This is a genomic window from Massilia eurypsychrophila (assembly GCF_002760655.1).
Lineage (GTDB): Bacteria > Pseudomonadota > Gammaproteobacteria > Burkholderiales > Burkholderiaceae_D > JAFCUW01.
In genome coordinates, this window is sequence record NZ_PDOC01000034.1 from 1 (window position 1) to 18,342 (window position 18,342).

At 57.7% G+C, this 18,342-nt stretch carries 11 protein-coding genes and 2 pseudogenes; 10 read left to right on the forward strand and 3 right to left on the reverse strand.

The genetic code is table 11. The annotated features are described in order from the left end of the window. Positions 1 to 941 precede the first annotated feature (941 nt). Genes CR105_RS25740 through CR105_RS25750 form a run of 3 tightly spaced genes read left to right on the forward strand, consistent with a single transcriptional unit; the run spans position 942 to position 7,023 of the window. Positions 942 to 2,258: a TolC family protein gene (locus CR105_RS25740; RefSeq protein WP_099793594.1), complete on the forward strand. Its 1,317-nt coding sequence runs from the start codon at positions 942 to 944 to the stop codon at positions 2,256 to 2,258. Continuing rightward, positions 2,255 to 3,868, forward strand: coding sequence for an efflux RND transporter periplasmic adaptor subunit (locus tag CR105_RS25745; RefSeq protein ID WP_099793596.1), 1,614 nt, complete (start codon positions 2,255 to 2,257; stop codon positions 3,866 to 3,868). The genes CR105_RS25740 and CR105_RS25745 overlap by 4 nt, the downstream gene beginning before the upstream one ends. After that, positions 3,865 to 7,023, forward strand: coding sequence for an efflux RND transporter permease subunit (locus CR105_RS25750; RefSeq protein ID WP_099793598.1), 3,159 nt, complete (start codon positions 3,865 to 3,867; stop codon positions 7,021 to 7,023). Before CR105_RS25745 ends, CR105_RS25750 begins: the two co-directional genes overlap by 4 nt. Before the next feature lie 171 nt (positions 7,024 to 7,194). Here the strand turns inward: CR105_RS25750 and CR105_RS25755 are convergent, their stop codons facing one another. The 3 genes from CR105_RS25755 to CR105_RS25765 all read right to left on the reverse strand — a co-directional run bounded on the left by CR105_RS25755 (position 7,195) and on the right by CR105_RS25765 (position 12,475). After that, positions 7,195 to 9,000: a 2Fe-2S iron-sulfur cluster binding domain-containing protein gene (locus tag CR105_RS25755; RefSeq protein ID WP_099793600.1), complete on the reverse strand. Its 1,806-nt coding sequence runs from the start codon at positions 8,998 to 9,000 to the stop codon at positions 7,195 to 7,197. Continuing rightward, positions 8,997 to 9,689, reverse strand: a complete 693-nt coding sequence (locus tag CR105_RS25760) for a PepSY domain-containing protein (protein ID WP_099793603.1) — start codon at positions 9,687 to 9,689, stop codon at positions 8,997 to 8,999. Before CR105_RS25760 ends, CR105_RS25755 begins: the two co-directional genes overlap by 4 nt. 92 nt (positions 9,690 to 9,781) lie before the next feature. Continuing rightward, positions 9,782 to 12,475, reverse strand: a complete 2,694-nt coding sequence (locus CR105_RS25765) for a TonB-dependent receptor (RefSeq protein WP_099793605.1) — start codon at positions 12,473 to 12,475, stop codon at positions 9,782 to 9,784. 1,078 nt (positions 12,476 to 13,553) lie between these two features. On the opposite strand from CR105_RS25765, the gene CR105_RS25770 reads away from it, so the two are divergent. The 7 genes and pseudogenes from CR105_RS25770 to CR105_RS25805 all read left to right on the forward strand — a co-directional run bounded on the left by CR105_RS25770 (position 13,554) and on the right by CR105_RS25805 (position 18,226). Beyond that, a complete protein-coding gene (locus CR105_RS25770; RefSeq protein WP_099793607.1) occupies positions 13,554 to 13,886 on the forward strand; it encodes an ArsR/SmtB family transcription factor in 333 nt (110 codons plus the stop codon). Positions 13,887 to 13,991: 105 nt separating this feature from the next. Next, a pseudogene (locus tag CR105_RS25780) lies at positions 13,992 to 14,472 on the forward strand (arsenate reductase ArsC). Between the two features lie 85 nt (positions 14,473 to 14,557). Next, positions 14,558 to 15,838 (forward strand): arsenic transporter, encoded by a 1,281-nt coding sequence (locus CR105_RS25785; RefSeq protein ID WP_099793609.1) that lies wholly within the window; start codon positions 14,558 to 14,560, stop codon positions 15,836 to 15,838. A gap of 9 nt (positions 15,839 to 15,847) precedes the next feature. After that, positions 15,848 to 16,275: pseudogene (gene arsC / locus CR105_RS25790) on the forward strand (arsenate reductase (glutaredoxin)). After that, positions 16,268 to 16,984, forward strand: a complete 717-nt coding sequence (arsH, locus tag CR105_RS25795) for an arsenical resistance protein ArsH (RefSeq protein ID WP_099793633.1) — start codon at positions 16,268 to 16,270, stop codon at positions 16,982 to 16,984. Before arsC ends, arsH begins: the two are co-directional and overlap by 8 nt. 436 nt (positions 16,985 to 17,420) lie before the next feature. Next, positions 17,421 to 17,882 carry a MerR family transcriptional regulator gene (locus CR105_RS25800; RefSeq protein ID WP_099793611.1) on the forward strand — a complete coding sequence of 154 codons (462 nt, stop codon included), beginning with the start codon at positions 17,421 to 17,423 and terminating at the stop codon, positions 17,880 to 17,882. Beyond that, complete coding sequence (locus CR105_RS25805; protein ID WP_099793613.1) at positions 17,879 to 18,226, forward strand: YnfA family protein; 348 nt, start codon at positions 17,879 to 17,881, stop codon at positions 18,224 to 18,226. The genes CR105_RS25800 and CR105_RS25805 overlap by 4 nt, the downstream gene beginning before the upstream one ends. Positions 18,227 to 18,342 lie beyond the last annotated feature (116 nt).

The following is an 18,342-nucleotide window of genomic DNA, read 5'->3' on the forward strand; positions in this document are numbered from 1 at the left end:
CGCTGCCGAAGTGCACAGGCTGCGACAGATCACCTTGCAAAACGCCTTTGAGCGCACGCCAAGCCGCTTCAAGAACCGGCTGCCACAGCCCCAGAGGCTGCCAACCGCCGCCTGGATCAATCCGCCGACCATGGCGAAAAAAGCAGCATGAAAAGGAGATTTAGAGTCTCAGCAATTTAACCCAGGTGTTTCAAATTGATTGACACATTCCGCTCGCAGTCGAAATCAGACCTTTGCTTTCGTAGTACCGAATCATCTTTGATGTGATACCTTACGCATCAGACACTTGTCCAATATTCATTATCCTGTCTCCCTTTGTAGCAGCTAGTCGAAGCATAAACCTTCCGACCATGGCAAGGTCAAGCTGTATTTTCGTAGCAGTTCGCTTTTTGGATGCCCCTGCGGCTCTGAGGTAAGTGCGCCATGAAGGTGCTACACTAAACCCATCTAACGTATTTTCGATTTTGTGTTTCTCTTGCTACCAGATTTATGCGGCGGTCATTTTCATTACTGTTTCGTAATATTGCGATGATTTTGGTCATGACCATCTTCAGCGCCGGCATGGCTATGGCTTCGTACGTTTGCCCCGCACCGGCATCAGCAGAGATGAGTGCGCAACTGATGGATGGCCTTCCGTGTGCCGGCATGGACATCGAACAACCGGCGCATTGTGCCGAGATGTCTGCCGACACCCAAGTATCGCTTGAGCTTCATCACTCCCCTCACCCAGTGGCGCCGTTTACGCTCGGGGTTTTAGTCCTGGTCATATCGCCCGTCCAAGGCGCGGCTGCGTCCCATTTCTGGCCAGGCGACAGTCTCGAGGCTGGACCGGCGGCGCCGCCGTATCTTCGAACGCTTCGTATTCAAGTCTGATTTCCTCCGTTTGCTTACCGCCCGGCTAGCATCTGCTGCCGGCGCTCGTTTTCAATCTCGGAGGAATTATGTTTTCTGTTTTTACTTCACATGCGACCGTGTCGGGCGCGCCTGCGGGGAAGCGCTACGGTACACTGCTGGCCCTGCTCCTTCTTACCTCTGGACTAGTTGCGGCAGGTCCAACCCAAATCTCGTTCGAGGAGGCGCTTCGTCTAGCTACCGCAGCCTCCGCCTCTGCAAAAGCTTCGAGCGCCGCTGTCGCCGCCAGTTCTCAGGCTGCTGCAAAAGCCGGGCAACTTCCAGATCCTATGCTCAAGCTAGGCATCGACAACCTACCAGTCTCAGGTCCCGATAAATTTCGTCCAAACGCTGACTTCATGACAATGCGCCGGGTTGGCATCGAGCAGCAGTGGGTGTCCAAGGATAAACGCCGCGCGCGATCCGAACGAGCTCAGCGCGCAGTCGAAGCCAGCGAGGGTTCTTATCTGGAGACTGTGGCCAATGTACGAGAAGCGACCGGCAAAGCCTGGCTGACCGTTCTCTACAAACAACGAGCCCTAACGCTAGTAGAGTCAATCGGTCGCGCGATGGAGCAAGACCTTGAAACCCTTAAAGCGTCATACCGCGGCGCGAAGGTGACAGCCACCGATGTGCTGCAAGCGAAAGCAGAATTGATCCAGAGCGTAGACGCCATCAACGCGGCCGAGCAGGAACTTGACATTGCACGAATCAATCTTCGCAGGTGGACGCGCACGGATATTGCGAGGGTCGCAGACACTCCTCCGGCACTATTGGCACACGTTCCCAATTTGCCGGCATCTGACCTCGACCGTTATCACCCGGCGGTCCTCAATGCGCTGCGTGCAGTGAGTCTTGCCGACGCTGAAAAGACCGTTGCCATTCGCGACAGAAACCCTGACTGGGCTTTCGAGGCAGGCTTTGCACAAAGGAGCAGCCAGTATTCGAATATGGTTTCGTTCGGGGTCAGCATACCGCTCAACGTCAATCGGGCCCAACGACAAGATCGTGACATCGCCGAGAAGTCGGAACTCGGAACAAAAGCCAGGCTCGAGTATGAAGACACGCTGGTCGACATGCAGTCGACGATACGAGCGCTCGCTGCACAACTAGAAACGCTTAAACGCCGAATCAGCCGACTTAACGCGGAACTGCTCCCGAATGCAACCCAGCTTGTCGACCTTACGTTCTCCGACTACCAGGCCGGCAAAGGGACCTTGACTGCCGTCTTCAAAGCCAAACGGGCTTCCCTGGAAACTCGCCTCCAAGTTAACGCCCTCGAGCTGGAGGCGGCATTGGTCTGGGCAAGTCTGGAGTTGCACGTCGTACCGCACGATATGGCTGACCAATCGAGGACTACCCAATGAAGAGCGCGAATCACGGACGTATTGTTTTTCTCATCGTTGCAGCTGCGCTGTTCGCCTTCGGGGGATACTGGGCGGGCACCCGTACGACGACCACCGCCGCCGGCGCAAAAGTGGCCGCACCGTCATCCAGTTCACCTGATGTCGGCAGCGCCACAACCAGAGAAAAACGCGTCCTCTACTGGCATGACCCGATGGTGCCGGGAAAACGATTTGACAAACCTGGCAAAAGTCCTTTCATGGATATGCAGCTCGTGCCGGTTTACGCCGAGGCAGGCGGGGAAGCGGCCGGCGTAAGGATATCCCCCTCGCTTCAACAAAACCTGGGGATTCGATTTGCAACTGTGCGACGCGCCGAGGACGCGGCGACGCTCGAACTCGTGGCGAGCACGCAATTCGACGAAAGCAAAGCGGAAGTCATACAGAGCCGAGTCGCAGGATTCGTCGACAAACTTCACGTGCGGGCGCCGCAGCAGAAGGTCAAGCGCGGCCAGGCCATCGCCTCGATCTTCGTCCCGGACTGGCTGGCGCCGCAAGAGGAATACTTGGCGCTAAAGCGCAGCGGCGATAGCGCATTGACGGCGGCGGCCCGCCAGCGAATGCGCGCGCTGTCGATTCCAGATTCGATGATTGCAACCGCGGACCGCACAGGTCGGGCACAGAGCCATCTGTCCCTCACCTCCCCCGTTTCCGGTGTGGTCACTGAGCTGAACGTGCGAGAAGGGGCACAAGTAACGCCTGGCGTAACGATCGCAAAGGTCGTCGGTATGGATACGATCTGGTTGCTAGCCGAGGTACCAGAAGGCCTAATCGCTTCGGCGCGCCCGGGCATGTCCGTCAGTGCGACCGCTGCCGGCAACGCACAGCGCACATACCGGGGAAAGATCCGCGAGATCCTCCCGGGCGTGAGTACCGCTACCCGGACGGCGCAGGCGCGCTTGAAGCTCGACAATAGAGACGGAAGCCTCATCCCGGGAATGTTGATGCGCGTTGCGATCAGCGCAGCGAAAGCCGAGGCACGTCTGCTCGTTCCATCCGAGGCCATCATCGCCTCAGGGAAACGCACGATTGTCTACGTCGCCGAGGGGCAGAACAGTATGCATCCGGTCATCGTGTCTGCTGGCCGGGAATTAGGCGCCGAAACCGAAATACTTGGCGGGCTACGTGAAGGCCAGCGTGTGGTCGCATCGGGCCAGTTCTTGATCGACTCGGAAGCAAATTTGAAGTCCATACTTCCCCAATCTTCTGACAACGCCCAGGGCACGAGCGAAGGCGGCGCCGCGCACGGCAAAACGCCAGCATCCAAGGACGTGAGCCCGATGGCGCAGATGGCGCCCACTAAACCAGCTGAGCCGCAAAAGTCATCCCGGCCATCGACGGCGTTCCATCACGGTAGCGGGAAGGTCGAACAGGTCACCAATGAAGCGATAACGCTCTCACATGGCCCCATCGGTTCCATGCAATGGCCGGCGATGACAATGGACTTTAAAAAGCCGCAGCCGGACTCGTTTAAAGAAATCAAAGTTGGCCAGACCGTGCAGTTCTCGTTTGTTGAAAGTACAGATGGCTACCGGCTCAAGAGCATTTCCGCCAACACCGGAGCCCGGCCATGATTGCCCGCATCATTCGGGCATCCATTGCTGGGCGCGTCTGGGTGCTCATCGCAGCGGTGCTGGTCGCCGCGTGGGGCGTCTATTCATTGCGTGCCACTTCACTCGATGCGCTCCCCGACCTCTCTGACACCCAGGTCATCATTCGAGCGCAGTACCCGGGCAAGGCGCCCCAGCTTGTTGAGGACCAGGTTACCTACCCGTTGACGACTGCCCTTCTTTCGGTCCCCGGAGCGAAGACAGTCCGGGGTTACTCCTTTTTTGGCGACTCGTTCGTCTATGTCTTGTTCGACGACGACACCGACTTATATTGGGCACGCTCTCGCGTCACTGAATACGTCAACCAGGTTCAGAACCGTCTCCCGGCCGGCGTGCGAGCAGAACTGGGACCTGATGGCACAGGCGTGGGGTGGATATTTGAGTACGCTTTAGTGGACCGGAGTGGTAAGAACGATCTCAGCCAGCTGCGTGCACTCAACGACTGGTTTTTGAAATTCGAGCTCAAGACTGTTAAGGATGTGGCCGAGGTAGCCAGCATCGGCGGCATGGTTCGCCAATACCAAGTTGTGCTTGACCCCGACAAACTCCGCGCACTGGGCTTGTCCCATTCCAAGGTGCTCGAAGCAGTCCGAAGCGGTAACGAAGAATCAGGCGGCTCTGTCATCGAAATGGCAGAGACAGAATACATGGTTCGCTCGCACGGCTATTTGCGCACGCTGGACGACTTCCGAAACATCGTGTTGAACGCCAGCGATGCCGGCACGCCGGTCCTGCTTGGTGACGTGGCCTCGGTGCGGCTGGGTCCGGAAATGCGACGTGGCATAGCGGAGCTCAATGGCGAGGGCGAAGTGGCTGGAGGTGTCGTAATAATGCGGTCCGGTAAAAACGCACTTGATACCATCGCCGCTGTAAAGGTCAAACTGGCCGCGCTGCAAGCTTCGCTTCCCAAGGGGGTGGAAGTCGTGACAACCTACGACCGCTCCAAGCTGATTTCCGCATCGGTTGCGAACCTCCGCGACAAACTGATCGAAGAATTCGTTGTGGTCGCATTAGTGTGTGCGGTCTTCCTGTTTCACCTTCGCAGTGCACTGGTCGCGATCGTTTCACTTCCATTAGGAGTACTTGCCGCCTTCATCGTAATGCGATACCAAGGAGTAAACGCCAACATCATGTCGCTTGGCGGCATCGCGATTGCCGTCGGCGCCGCGACCGATGCAGCATTGGTCCTGATTGAAAACGCGCATAAGCACCTGGAAGCTTACGCAGAAAACCATCCGGGCAAGGAAATCGACTCGCCCACTCGTTGGGACATCATCGCCAAGGCATCTGTTGAAGTCGGCCCTGCGCTCTTCTTCTCGCTACTTATCGTGACGCTTTCGTTTATTCCTGTGTTTGCTCTGGAAGCCCAGGAAGGCAAACTTTTCGCCCCGCTCGCCTACACGAAAACGTACACTCTTGCGGCAGCAGCAGCGCTAGCGATAACGCTGGTTCCAGTCTTGATGGGATACCTCATCAGGGGACATATACCTCGTGAATCGTCCAATCCAATCAATCGCACGCTCACAAAAGCATACCGCCCGCTTCTCGATGCCAGTCTGAAGCATCCCCGTACAACACTAGGCATAGCCTTAGCTGCACTATTGCTTACGGCAATTCCTATCGCCCAATTGGGCGGCGAATTCCTACCACCGCTGAACGAAGGAGACTTGTTGTATATGCCTTCGGCTCTACCAGGACTGTCCGCCGCTAAGGCGAGTCAACTGTTGCAGCAGACCGACCGGCTCATCAAGACTGTTCCAGAAGTGGCAACTGTATTTGGCAAGGCCGGCCGCGCCGAGTCCGCGACCGACCCGGCGCCGCTGGAAATGTTCGAAACCACTATCCAGTTCAAGCCTCGAGATCAGTGGCGTGAAGGCATGACGCCCGAAAACCTGGTGAGTGAACTCGACAAAGTGGTAAAAGTCCCGGGACTGTCGAATGTATGGGTGCCGCCAATCCGCAACAGGATCGACATGCTCTCAACGGGCATCAAAACCCCCGTTGGAGTCAAGGTTTCCGGGCCAAGCCTGAGCCAGATCGACAAAATCACGACGCAGATTGAAGCGGCAATAAAGGACGTTCCGGGTGTCACATCGGCCCTTGCCGAACGCCTTAGCGGCGGCCGGTATATCGACCTCGATATCGACCGCCTTCGGGCAGCAAGGTACGGCATGAGCGTTGCCGATATACAGACCATCGTGTCCTCGGCGATCGGCGGCGAGAACATTGGAGAGGTCGTCGATGGCCGCCAGCGTTTCCCGATCAATGTGCGTTACCCGCAGGATTACCGGAACTCTGTACAGTCACTGCGCGAACTTCCTATCGTGACCGCGCGCGGCGCGCAGATTACCCTTGGCGACGTCGCGTCACTAACCGTTACTGAAGGTCCGCCGATGATTCGTAGCGAGAACGCGCGGCTTTCAGGGTGGGTTTATGTTGATGTCCGTGGTGTCGACCTGTCGAGTGCTGTCCGTGCAATGCAGGCGCAAGTAGATGCCAAGATAAAGCTTCCGCCAAGCTATGCGATCGGGTGGTCAGGTCAATTCGAATACCTGGAACGCGCATCCGCCCGCCTCAAGACCGTCGTGCCGATGACACTTGTCGTCATATTCATGCTGCTCTACCTGGCATTTCGCTCTGTCTCTGAAGCGGCCCTGCTGATGCTGACCGTACCGTTTGCGCTAGTGGGAGGCTTTTGGTTCATCTGGTTCCTCGGCCATGCCGTATCTGTGGCAACTGCCGTGGGATTTATTGCGCTCGCTGGCCTCGCTGCCGAGTTCGGCGTCGTCATGCAGGTCTACCTGCGTAATGCGCTCCAGGCCCGCCTCGCCGCCGGACTTCCGCTGACGCGTGAGGTGCTCTTGGACGCGATACGTGAAGGCGCTCTGCTTCGCGTACGGCCCAAGGCGATGACTGTGGCGGTCATCCTTGCCGGCCTGCTGCCAATTATGATTGGCGATGGCGCTGGCTCCGAGGTCATGCAGCGAATCGCCGCGCCGATGGTGGGCGGGATGATTACCGCGCCGCTACTGTCACTGTTCGTCATTCCTGCGGCCTGGCTCTTGATGCACGAGCGCGCTATCGTTGCTGCTCAGAGACGTACGATAAAGGCGTCTTGAAATCTGGAGAGCGCTGGTGATTTATGGCGTGGACAAACGTAGTTTTGGTAATTGCTGCAGTGACGCAGCGGCAGTCATTCATTCCAACTCGCGCCATACAGACTCTTTGCCGCGAACCTGACCTGTCTTCGAGACAGGCCAGCATTCGGAGCCTCGCCCGTGCCGCGGCATTTAGACCTTGAAGTCGTCAAACGCAACGCGTTCATCGCTAATGCCGAGCTCGCGCAGCAGCTTGCGTGTTGCCTCCAGCATTGCGGGCGGCCCACAAAGATAGAAGTCGCATCCGCTCAGGTCAGGATGCTTGTTGAGCAAATGATCGCGTGTGACCTCATGCACCAGCCCCGTTTTCACTCCGACCAGACCGTCCGCTTCCTCAGACACCACCAGCTGCCATTTGAAGTTGGTGAATTCCTGGGCGTACCCCTTCATTTCCTCGATATAGGGCGTGTCTCGCTGACTGCGCGCGCCGTACCAGAAATGCAGCGGCTCACCAGCACCGGATTCAAGCAACTCGTGGATCATCGCCCGCAGAGGCGCCATGCCGGCGCCACCACCGATGAATACCTTCTCGCGGCCGCCAGGTTTAATGGCGAACTCGCCAAACGCACCACTAAAGCGTACCTGGTCACCTTCCTTCAAGGTGTACATATAACTGGCGCCTTTGCCGGGGTCTTGTCCCGGCATGAACCTTACCAGCAGCGTCAGTTGTCCGCCGGCCTGCTCAACCGGAGTCGCCAGCGAGTACGACCGCCGAACCGGGGCAGCATTTATTAACGTTGCAGGAAGGCTCAGACCACGCCAGTCGTCGCGATGGTGCTCCGGGACCTCGATATGCCCGGCCTCGCGTGCGTAGCAAGGTATGTGCATTTGAATGTACGCGCCTGGACGGCAAGTGATTGGCTCACGCGGACGCAACGAGATCTCGCGCAGGAATGGCGTTACCGCCTTTACACTTGTCACTGTCCCTTCGTATTCCTGCGTGAGCGCGGCGCCGCCAGCCACCTCGATCTCGACACTGCTGTCGACCGGCAGGTTGCAGGCGAGCCGGTAACCTGCCTCCAGCTTTCGGGCCGACAGGAGCGCGCGGTCCGCGCTGGTCGGCGGGGGCGCCATGCCAATGCAGCGCACTTCGCACAAGCCGCAGCTTTGGCCACCGCCGCAATTGGATGGCAGCTGCATGCCGCCGCGGGCGAGCGCCTGGAATACCGTATCACCCTTTGATGCTTCGACGGTGCGAAGCATACTACCGTCCTTCGAGAATACACTTACTGCGCTCGTGCGGCGCAGGCGTTGGGGGATGAACTCCGACAGCCGGAAACTGGCAAACAGCAGCCAGACGCCGGTCAGCGCCATGGTCAAGCCACCCACCGCGCTGGTGACGAGCAGCTTGTTATTGAAGTCGGCACGCTCGGCATAATCCATGATGTGCAACATCCAGAAAAAGTCGAACAGGCGCCAGGTGCTGTTGCGGTGCTCGAGCACATTGCCGGTTACGGCGGACACATACACCGTTGTCTCGTCAGCGTCATCAAAATCGACACGCCAGACCGGCCCCTTATGGCTACGGGTCTCGAGTGTGTAATTCAAAAGGCGCGGCGTCGCAGCAGTTCCTTTGCCCGAGTAAGAGGAACGCGCGATATCCATCCCTAAAATCGCGTCGAGTGCCAGGGGCTTGCCGTCCCGAGCCGCCACGATCCAGCTTGCCTTGTCGTTGGCAAGACGATAAACCGGCATTTGGAGCAGCCATCCAGATGAAATTGTCATCACCTGATTGCTGCTTCGGGCCAGCACCGCATCCACCGTCATCGCATCGGCCGGCCACTTCGCGGCGACTGGTGGCTTGACGCGATACTCGCGTCCACGCACCTTTTCGGCGTCGAGCAGGCTCATTACAACACCGCTCGACATCCACAGCACAAATTGAATGGCGATGACCAAACCGAACCACTTGTGGATCTTACGCATCCATGGCGTCATTTGCGTGTCCTCCGCTTGAAACTATACAAGAGCAACCAGGCCCCACTTAATGCGAATGCCAGTCCGGTGACGGACGCGATTCGCAGCAACGTGTTGTTGACATCCTCCCGTTCTTGATAGTCCATTATGTGTAGCATCCACACGAAATCGAACCAGCGCCACAAGTTGTGGCGACGCGCGACCAGGTCGCCCGTATGCGGCGAATAGTAGAGTGTCGTGTCGCCGAATTCCTCGTAATGAACGGCCCAAAGCGGCAGCGGACGTGCGCCGATTTCACGCGGCGCCTTGACTACCCATTCGATACCGCGGACGCTACCTTCCCCTACATACGCTTCCTCGGCTAGCGCCTTGATCGTGTCGCGATCGAGAGGGCTGATCTTCTTGCCGCTCGCCGCGTCAATCAGCGCCGCATCGTTACCGCGCTTGATCTCGTAGACTTCTTTGCCCAGCATGTTCTTCAGTCGCACTGACGTGATGCCCGGATACAGGGTAGCCAGGTCGCCTTGCCCAACTCGGCTGGCCGCAGGCTTGAGCGGTTCGGTGGCAACGTGGGCAAGGTGGTCACCATGGATGACTTCTAGCGGCACCACCACCATATAAAGGCCGCTGATCATCCAAAGCAGCGCTTGCACCCCGACTACTAATCCAATCCATTTATGAGTGCGTCGCACCCAGAAAGCTAGTTGCATGTTGATCCACCGATGCTGCGCCGGCCTGATTACGACTTGTGGCGAGGACAAAAAATACCGCCGGTCGAGAAGACCGGCGGTTCAGGAGCTACTTAGAAGCGATACGCCAGCCGCGCGTGCCAGCGGCGACCGAGCAAATCATAGGTCATGGTATCGGTATTGCCGTCAGTCCAGCTCTGGATGTACGGCGGCTTCTTGTCAAACAGGTTATCGACGCCGAAGGACACCGACATTGCCTTGTTAAACGCATACTTCACGCTGGCGCTGTGGTATTGCACGCCCGGAGCGCTCGAACCGATGTCCGCTGGTGCGGCATTGATGTCGTCAGCCGACCCGATGTACTGGATGTTGTACGAACCGGACCAAGGACCATTCACCAAAGTCAGCCCGGTGGAAGAACGCCATTGTGCATAACTGCCGCGGCCACCAGTGATCTTGCCCGCGTACTCGATCGTGTCGCCTCCAGGAAATGGCGTGACGTCGAAGCGATTAAGACGCGAGACATCTGCCGTGACCGACGAATTCCACCCGAACAGTTTGAAGTCATACATCGCGCCAAAGTCGATACCCGAAACACGTTGCTGAGCGGCGTTCGCAGGCTGCGATGAAAGGAAGTTGATTTCGCCAGTTTGCGGATCGCGCGTGAAGCTCGACGGATTGCAGAACAGGTGCGACAAGTTAAGCGAGTTGTAGCACACCGACAACTTGGTCGACCCAGGCACCGTTTCGATTGCGTTGTTGATCTCGATGTTGAAATAGTCGAGTGTTAAGGTCACCGCCTTCGACGGGGTCCAGACGGCACCAACGGTGAACGTTTTCGCGTCTTCCGGCTCGAGGTTGACGTTGCCACCACCAGTCGTCAGGATGGACGGTCCGAACTGCCTGAAACCAACCGGTAAGCCCGAAGCCTGGCAATTCTTGTACACGGCCGAACTCGGGCTTTGGGTATTCCAGCTGTTGCAAGGGTCAGTCGTTGTCAGGTTACCTTCCGAAACGCCGCCGAAAAGTTCGGGTACGTTCGGGACGCGGAAGGCGGTTGACTTATTGGCCCGCATTTTCAGTGACGGGATGATTTGCCAATCGATGCCGACCTTGTACGTGCTCTTCGAGCCGAACAAAGTGTAGTCCGAGTAACGCGCAGCACCGTTCAGGGTGAGCGACTCGACCAGAGGCAGCTTGGCAAGCAGCGGCACCGACAGCTCGGCAAACACTTCGCGCGCGGCATATTCGCCGGCGATCGGATCTTGGGCATTGGTGTTGGCAGCGCCCGATACAATCAGGCTATCCGGATCGCGCCAACCCTTTTCCTTGCGATATTCGAAACCGGTTGCGATTCCTACAGCGCCAGCGGGAAGGTTGAACAACTCGCCACTGATACTCGCATTGAAGCTTTTCTGGTCGTTGCCGCCGTTGTCGCGGGTCGAGGTGTGGATGTAGTCCAGCGCGGCTTTCGACAAATTGCCATAGCCGAGGTAGTTGCCGCAAGGCGCAGCAGTGGCGCTGATGCCGCAAGTTGCCGCATTCAGCGTGGCATCTACCCGATCAAGATTGATGATATTCGTCATGCCATCGACGCCGGTGTTACGCCCCCAGTTGGCGGACGCCGACCAATCCCACTTGTCGTTCAGGACGCCTTTCAACCCCGTTACGACGCGAAAAGTATTCGTCTCCTGGAAAAAAATACGCGGACCGACTTCGGCCACACGACGGCGCTCGAGCACCAGGTCTTGTCCAGTTGGGTTGGTCGGGTGCGATGCCGCAATTCGAATCGCCCGCGTTGCTCCGATAGCTCCCGGAGTTGCAAGCTGCTCCGATTGGCGATTGGTAAACATCAATTCGGTGAAAAGCTCTACCTTGTCGTTTAAACGAAGGTTGCCGAATGCGCTCATTCCAATCCGCTTGATTGGATTGACGGCATTGAGGAATGGGTTGCTGTTGTAAGCGTGTTTGGCTGCCGAATACGTCTCGAAGCCGCGGGGATTTCCGTTTGGTTCCTGATTGAAGTTGACGCGGCGTCCGTCAGCAAGGCGTGCGCGCCCTCCCAAGGTAGAAGAGCTGCCGGAGCACACCAGTTTGCCGTCTTCTTCAAACAACGCACACGGTGCGCGCGACGCCAGATTCACAGCGCCGCTTTCCGAATAGTTAAGCGATCCAATCAGCGAGCCACGTTCGCCACGCGTACCCCACGTCAGGTCGGCCGCCATTTCGGATCCGTCGCCCCGCTCAGTCTTGCCATAGCGTGCGGACATTTCGACCCCGTCGAACGCCTTCTTCGTAATGATATTGACGACACCGGCAACGGCATCCGCGCCGTAAATTGCAGAGGCTCCATCCTTGAGAATTTCGACGCGTTCGATCATCGCCACTGGAATCATGTTCAGGTCGACAGAGCTGTTCGCGCCAGTGCCGCCGGACACTACCCTGCGTCCATTCAGGAGAACCAACGTGCGGTCCGTTCCAAGTCCACGCAGGTTCACCTGCGTCGTGCCGTAGCCATTACTGGTCCAATACGCACTGCTTTGATTTCCAGCCGTGCCGGCAGATGAAGGAAGCCGCTGCAGCAAGGTTTCGACCGAGATCGCACCAGAACGCTGGATGGTATCGGCGTCGATGACTGTAACAGGGCCGACCCCTGATAATTGCGCTTGCTTCAAATTGATCCGGCTACCAGTGATCTGAACGCGTTCGATCGGGCCGGCGCCATCCGGCGTCGTTTGCGCGTACGCGCCGTTACTGAAAATCAGAAGACCAAGGGCTGTTGCTGTTGGAACGTACCTGTTAGACATTTACTCTCCCGCCTGATTATTTTGCCAAGTGAACCGTTCTAAGGACGATGGCCCTGGTGGGCCCCTCCCCGCCGGCATACAATTTTTCTCACTGATAATTTACGACCACCTGCTCCAACCGTTACAAACGCCTCCCCAATCTGCCGCCTTGCCAGCTTGTCTATACAAGCTTCAATCTCACTGTAGTCGTTGATTTACATTCATGCAAGAAGTTTTGCCCTATTGTGAAACTATCTATTAAATTCGGAACATGATGTCATAAATAGAAGTTAATTCGGTGAACGAGAAGATATTCGACGAATTGTGGCCTCTGAACATTCTATCGGTGGATAAACGATTAGGGGGCACCATTCAATCGCAAGAGAATTGTGTTGCAGGAAAATCACACTGCAACAGGCCGTCTTTACAGATCGGAGGAATACGTACTGCGTTATGTCAGGACGAATCTGGGTAAGCGCCCGCCGTTGGGCATCGGCGGCAATGACAGCGGCATGCTGCGAAATACCGGGTTGTCACTTAGAGGCCGCCGGCAATCGTCAAAAGCGTCGTTGGGGACTCGGACACGCCCGATCCCGAACATGAATTACTTGTTGGAATCAAAGGCATTCGCGTTTTTTCGTTGGCCGAGACAGTCAAGGAGGTGGATCAGCTTCGCGGCTTGGCATCGCCTTGGCGTGCTTACCTGGATGTCGGTGAGGTGCTTGGCTAGCTAGGCATACTTCCTCCTGACGAACGATGCGCACGGTTGGGGAGGCACAGGCAGAGCTTCTGGCGGAGACGGGCGCCTCAGGCGCCCGCCGCATGGCGGCGGAGATCGGGCGATTCGGACAGCCTCGCGCTAGTACGCGCGAGTCTTCGAATCCCTGGGGGGCGCCGAGCCCGTCGCCGTCCGAACCAAGAAAAATGGCCTCCCCCAGGGGAGGCCATTTTTCTTGGTTCTGGCAGGACGGTGGGGATTGGTATTGTGGCCTGAAACCCGCATGGATACAACATTTCGCAGATTGGTGCCGGTTTGCCCCCATATGATTCGACAATTCGACCAGAACAGAAATGTCGAAATTCAATCACGGTAAAAACCATGGAAACCAAAAACGCTTTGTCGGCTCTAGCCGCACTCGCCCAAGAATCGCGGCTCGCCGTCTTCCGCCTGCTGGTCGAGGTGGGGCCGGAGGGTATGGCCGCTAGCAAGATCGGCGATGCGCTCAAAATTCCCGCGTCGTCACTGTCGTTCCATCTGAAAGAGCTTAGCCACGCCAATCTGGTCGTTCCTCGCCAGGACGGACGCTTTGTGATCTATAGCGCCCAGTTCAATACGATGAGCGAATTGGTTTCATTTCTGACTGATAACTGCTGCGGCGGCAAATCCTGCGAAGGCATCGATAGCAGCTGCGCCGCGGCCAATGCGGCTTGAGATCATTCCCTCCAACATTTTCTCGAACAACAACAACAACAACAACAACAACAACAACAACAACAACAACAACAACAACAACAACAACAACAACCAGGATCACATATGGACGTTTTTTTCCTTTGCACTGGCAATTCCTGCCGCTCGGTTCTCAGCGAGGCCACTTTCAATCATCTGGCGCCCGAAGGACTGAAGGCGATCAGCGCCGGCAGCCAGCCTGCGGGCAAGCTGCATCCGCGCGCCGTCGCTCTCTTAAAGCCGCAAGGGTATCTCGACCGAGGGCTATTTCAGCAAGTCTTGGAATGACCTGCCGGTGACGCCGGATATCGTTGTCACCGTCTGCGGCAGCGCCGCCGGCGAAACCTGCCCGGCTTACCTTGGACCTGTCATGCGCACCCATTGGGGCGTAGACGATCCTGGCCACGTGGTCGGCACCGAAGAGGAGATCGAGAAAGCGTTCGAGGAAACTTACCCGATCGTCCGCGCGCGCATTGAAGCGTTCCTGGCCTTGCCGCTGAACGAACTCAACGGCGACAAGGTCCGCTTTAAAGCCGAGCTCGATCGCATCGGCACGCTGCTGGCCTAAAACCGCTCCTGGGCATGTTGACTTGCACTCCGTTCTTATACGCTCCGGCGCCGCTGGAGCACTTACACCGCCTCGAAGGATTGCTGTGCTTATTGCTTTTCTGATTTTTCTTGCCACCCTCGTTCTCGTCATCTGGCAGCCGCGCGGCCTGGGCATTGGCTGGAGCGCGTCCGCCGGTGCGGTCGTTGCTCTGCTCGCCGGGGTCATTCAGGCGTCCGACATCCCCGTCGTATGGGGCATCGTCTGGAACGCAACCGGCACCTTCGTGGCGGTCATCATCATCAGCCCGCTCCTCGACAAGGCTGGCTTTTTCGAGTGGGCAGCGCTACACGTGGCGCGCTGGGGCAAGGGTAACGGCAAGCGTCTGTTTGTGATGCTGGTCCTCCTCGGCGCCGCTGTCGCTGCCCTGTTCGCCAACGACGGAGCAGCCTTAATCCTGACACCGATCGTCATCGCCATGTTGCGCGAGCTGCGCTTCTCGGCCAAGTCGATGCTGGCATTCGTGATGGCCGCCGGGTTCATTGCGGACACGGCCAGCCTGCCGCTGGTGGTTTCAAACCTGGTCAACATCGTTTCCGCGGATTATTTCGACATCAGCTTCGCGCGCTACGCCGCCGTGATGGTGCCGGTGAACCTGGTGTCGGTAGCAGCGACGCTGGCGGTTTTGATGTTCTTCTTCCGCAAGGACATACCTGCAGACTACGACTTGTCGCAATTGAAGCGGCCAGACGATGCCATTCATGACCGCGCCACCTTCGTAACAGGCTGGTGGGTCCTAGGGCTGCTGCTCGTGGGCTTCTTCGGACTCGAACAGCTCGGCGTGCCGATCAGCGCTGTAGCCGCAGCGGGCGCAGTGATGCTGTTTGCAGTCGCCGCGCGTGGCCACAAGATTTCGACCCGCGAAGTGCTTAGCAATGCGCCGTGGGAGGTCGTCGTGTTCTCCCTCGGCATGTACCTGGTCGTGTATGGGCTTCGCAATGCAGGACTGACCGGTTACCTGACCGATGTCTTGCACCAGTGCGCCGAGTACGGCGTCTGGGGTGCCGCCCTCGGCACTGGCCTGATCACCGCATTGCTGTCGTCGATCATGAACAACATGCCGACTGTCCTCATTGGCGCTCTGTCGGTCGATGCCACCACCTCCCAGGGCGTGGTGCGCGACGCGATGGTCTACGCGAATGTGATCGGCAGCGACCTTGGGCCGAAGATCACGCCGATCGGCAGCTTGGCCACCCTGCTGTGGTTGCACGTTCTGTCGGCCAAGGGGATCAAGATTTCGTGGGGATACTACTTCCGCGTCGGTATCGTGCTGACTCTTCCAGTGCTGCTGCTGACCCTGTCGGCTCTCGCCATTCGTCTGTCGTAAAGGATAATCATGACCGTCACCATCTACATAACCCGGCCTGCGGGAATTCCCGCAACACGCTGGCGATGATTCGCAACACCGGCATCGAGCCGCTCGTAATCGACTACCTGAATACCCCGCCAGACCGGCAGACGCTCAAGGCGCTCATCGCGCAGGCTGGGCTAACGGTGCGCGAAGCGATCCGGGAAAAAGGCACACCGTACATGGAGCTAGGCTTGGGTTCGCCGTCGAAGAGCGATGACGAATTGCTCGATGCGATGATCCAGCATCCACTGCTGATCAACCGCCCCTTCGTGGTTACTCCGCTAGGCGTCCGCCTGTGCCGGCCGTCCGAACTCGTGCTCGATATCCTCGAGCAGCCGCAACAGCACGCTTTCAACAAGGAAGACGGCGAGCGCGTCATCGATGAGAATGGACAGCGAGTTCAGCATGGATAAGATTGCCAACCTACCCAACGTCGACCCAGCCTTGATCGACATCCCGACGCTGGACAAGCTGGCCCAGGTTGCCGAAGTGGATCATCCGCCGCGCATCCTGCTGCTGTACGGATCGCTGCGCGAGCGCTCGGTCAGCCGCTTCCTGACCTACGAGGCCGCGCGCATCCTCGAGCACTTTGGTGCTGAAGTGAAAGTCTTCGACCCGATGGAATTACCAATGGCCGGTAGCGTACCCGAAGATCAACCGAAGGTGCTGGAACTGCGGGCGTTGTCGCTGTGGTCGGAAGGCCAGGTCTGGTGCAGCCCAGAGCGTCACGGGGCTATCACTGCCGTCATGAAAAACCAGATTGACTGGATACCGCTTGAGCAAGGCGCCCTCCGGCCAAGCCAGGGGCGCACGCTGGCGGTAATGCAGGTATGCGGTGGCTCGCAATCGTTCAACGTCGTCAACACCCTGCGCTTGCTGGGCCGATGGATGCGCATGTTCACGATTCCAAACCAGTCGTCAGTACCGATGGCGTACAAGGAATTCGACGACGCGGGTCGCATGCGTCCCTCCGCTTACTACGACCGGGTGATGGACGTAATGGAAGAATTGTTCAAAATGACCTTGTTGCTTCGCGGTCGCACCGATTATCTAACTGATCGATACAGTGAGCGTAACCAGCAACAGCTGAAAATCATTACCGCGCAAATTGCGAAGATCTAGCGTGGCAAGGTGGGATCACGCCTAGCAATATTTAGCTTCTGCTTAATCGCATCTAGTTGCACTTAGCAACACAGTCGACCTTGCACGCTGCATTAGGACTGTTTGTATCTCGGCGCTGTGACTTGCGGCGGCGCCACGCCACGGTCATCCACACGAGTGCGATTGCACCAATAGCTGCTGCAACGATGCCAATGGGACCCATGAAGGTCAAGCCTGCTACGCTGAGCCAAGCCAGCAAAGGTGCGACCAGCGGCGCGCAGCACGCGGCGCACGCGAGCAGCAACCCTCCGCCTGCCCCGACGCTCGCAACTGTCCCGGCCTTCTTGATCCGATTCCGTGAGATTTCCATGTGACCACCGTTTCATATTAATCTGATAAAGTCTTACGATGAGACCTAAAGTAACTTTAGGTGCAAGGACTATTTGAGGTTAGTCGGATGCCAACCGTGAAAATGACAATAGGTATACTTTCGGAACGCACTCAATGTACTGTGGCGACGATTCGTTATTACGAACAAATCGGTCTGCTACCCCAGCCGGAACGGTCTTCCAACGGCCATCGCTACTATCGCGACCAAGACTTCGAGCGACTAACCTTCATCAAACGCTGCCGGGACTTCGGCTTTCCGATAGACCAAGTTCGCAGTCTGACGAACCTGTTTGAGGATGGCGACCGCGCCTGCGTAGGGGTGCGGAATCTCGCTCAGGCGCAGCTTGAACAGGTCCGCGCCAAAATGGCGGAGATGCGCCAGCTTGAAGCAGGCCTGGAGGCATTCGTTTGTAGCTGCGATGCTGGTTGCACTGGGGGGCTGACTCGGGATTGCGTCATTTTCGACCAGATAGCCCTATCTGGAGCCACTGCAGCACGGTTTGTGGCCACAGAGGTAAAGCGGACATGAGCGTCGACTTAACGGTGCTGTTCCGCAGCCTAGGCTTGTTCGCTGCAACCGCTGTGGCTGAACTGCTGGGTTGCTATCTTCCCTTGTTGTGGCTGACCGGAAAGGGTAGCGCCTGGCTGATTTTGCCCGCCTCACTTAGCCTGGTGGTTTTTGTGTGGTTGCTGACGCTGCATCCGGCTGCCAGTGGCCGTGTTTACGCCACGTATGGCGCCGTCTATATCGTCATGGCGATTATCTGGCTAGCGGTCGTCGATGGCGTGACGCCAAGTTGGAATGACTACGTAGGAGTTGCCCTCGCGCTCCTTGGTGCTGGCGTCATCGCGCTAGGGCACCGCCCTGCCTGATTCCCGCGCGCGGGTGCCTTTCAGAGACGGCATTACGGCCACTACGCGGCCCGCATTCGCCCCATGATTGGGCCCGGCATCCCCCCCCCCCCGGACGACACTGACGGCTTTGACCA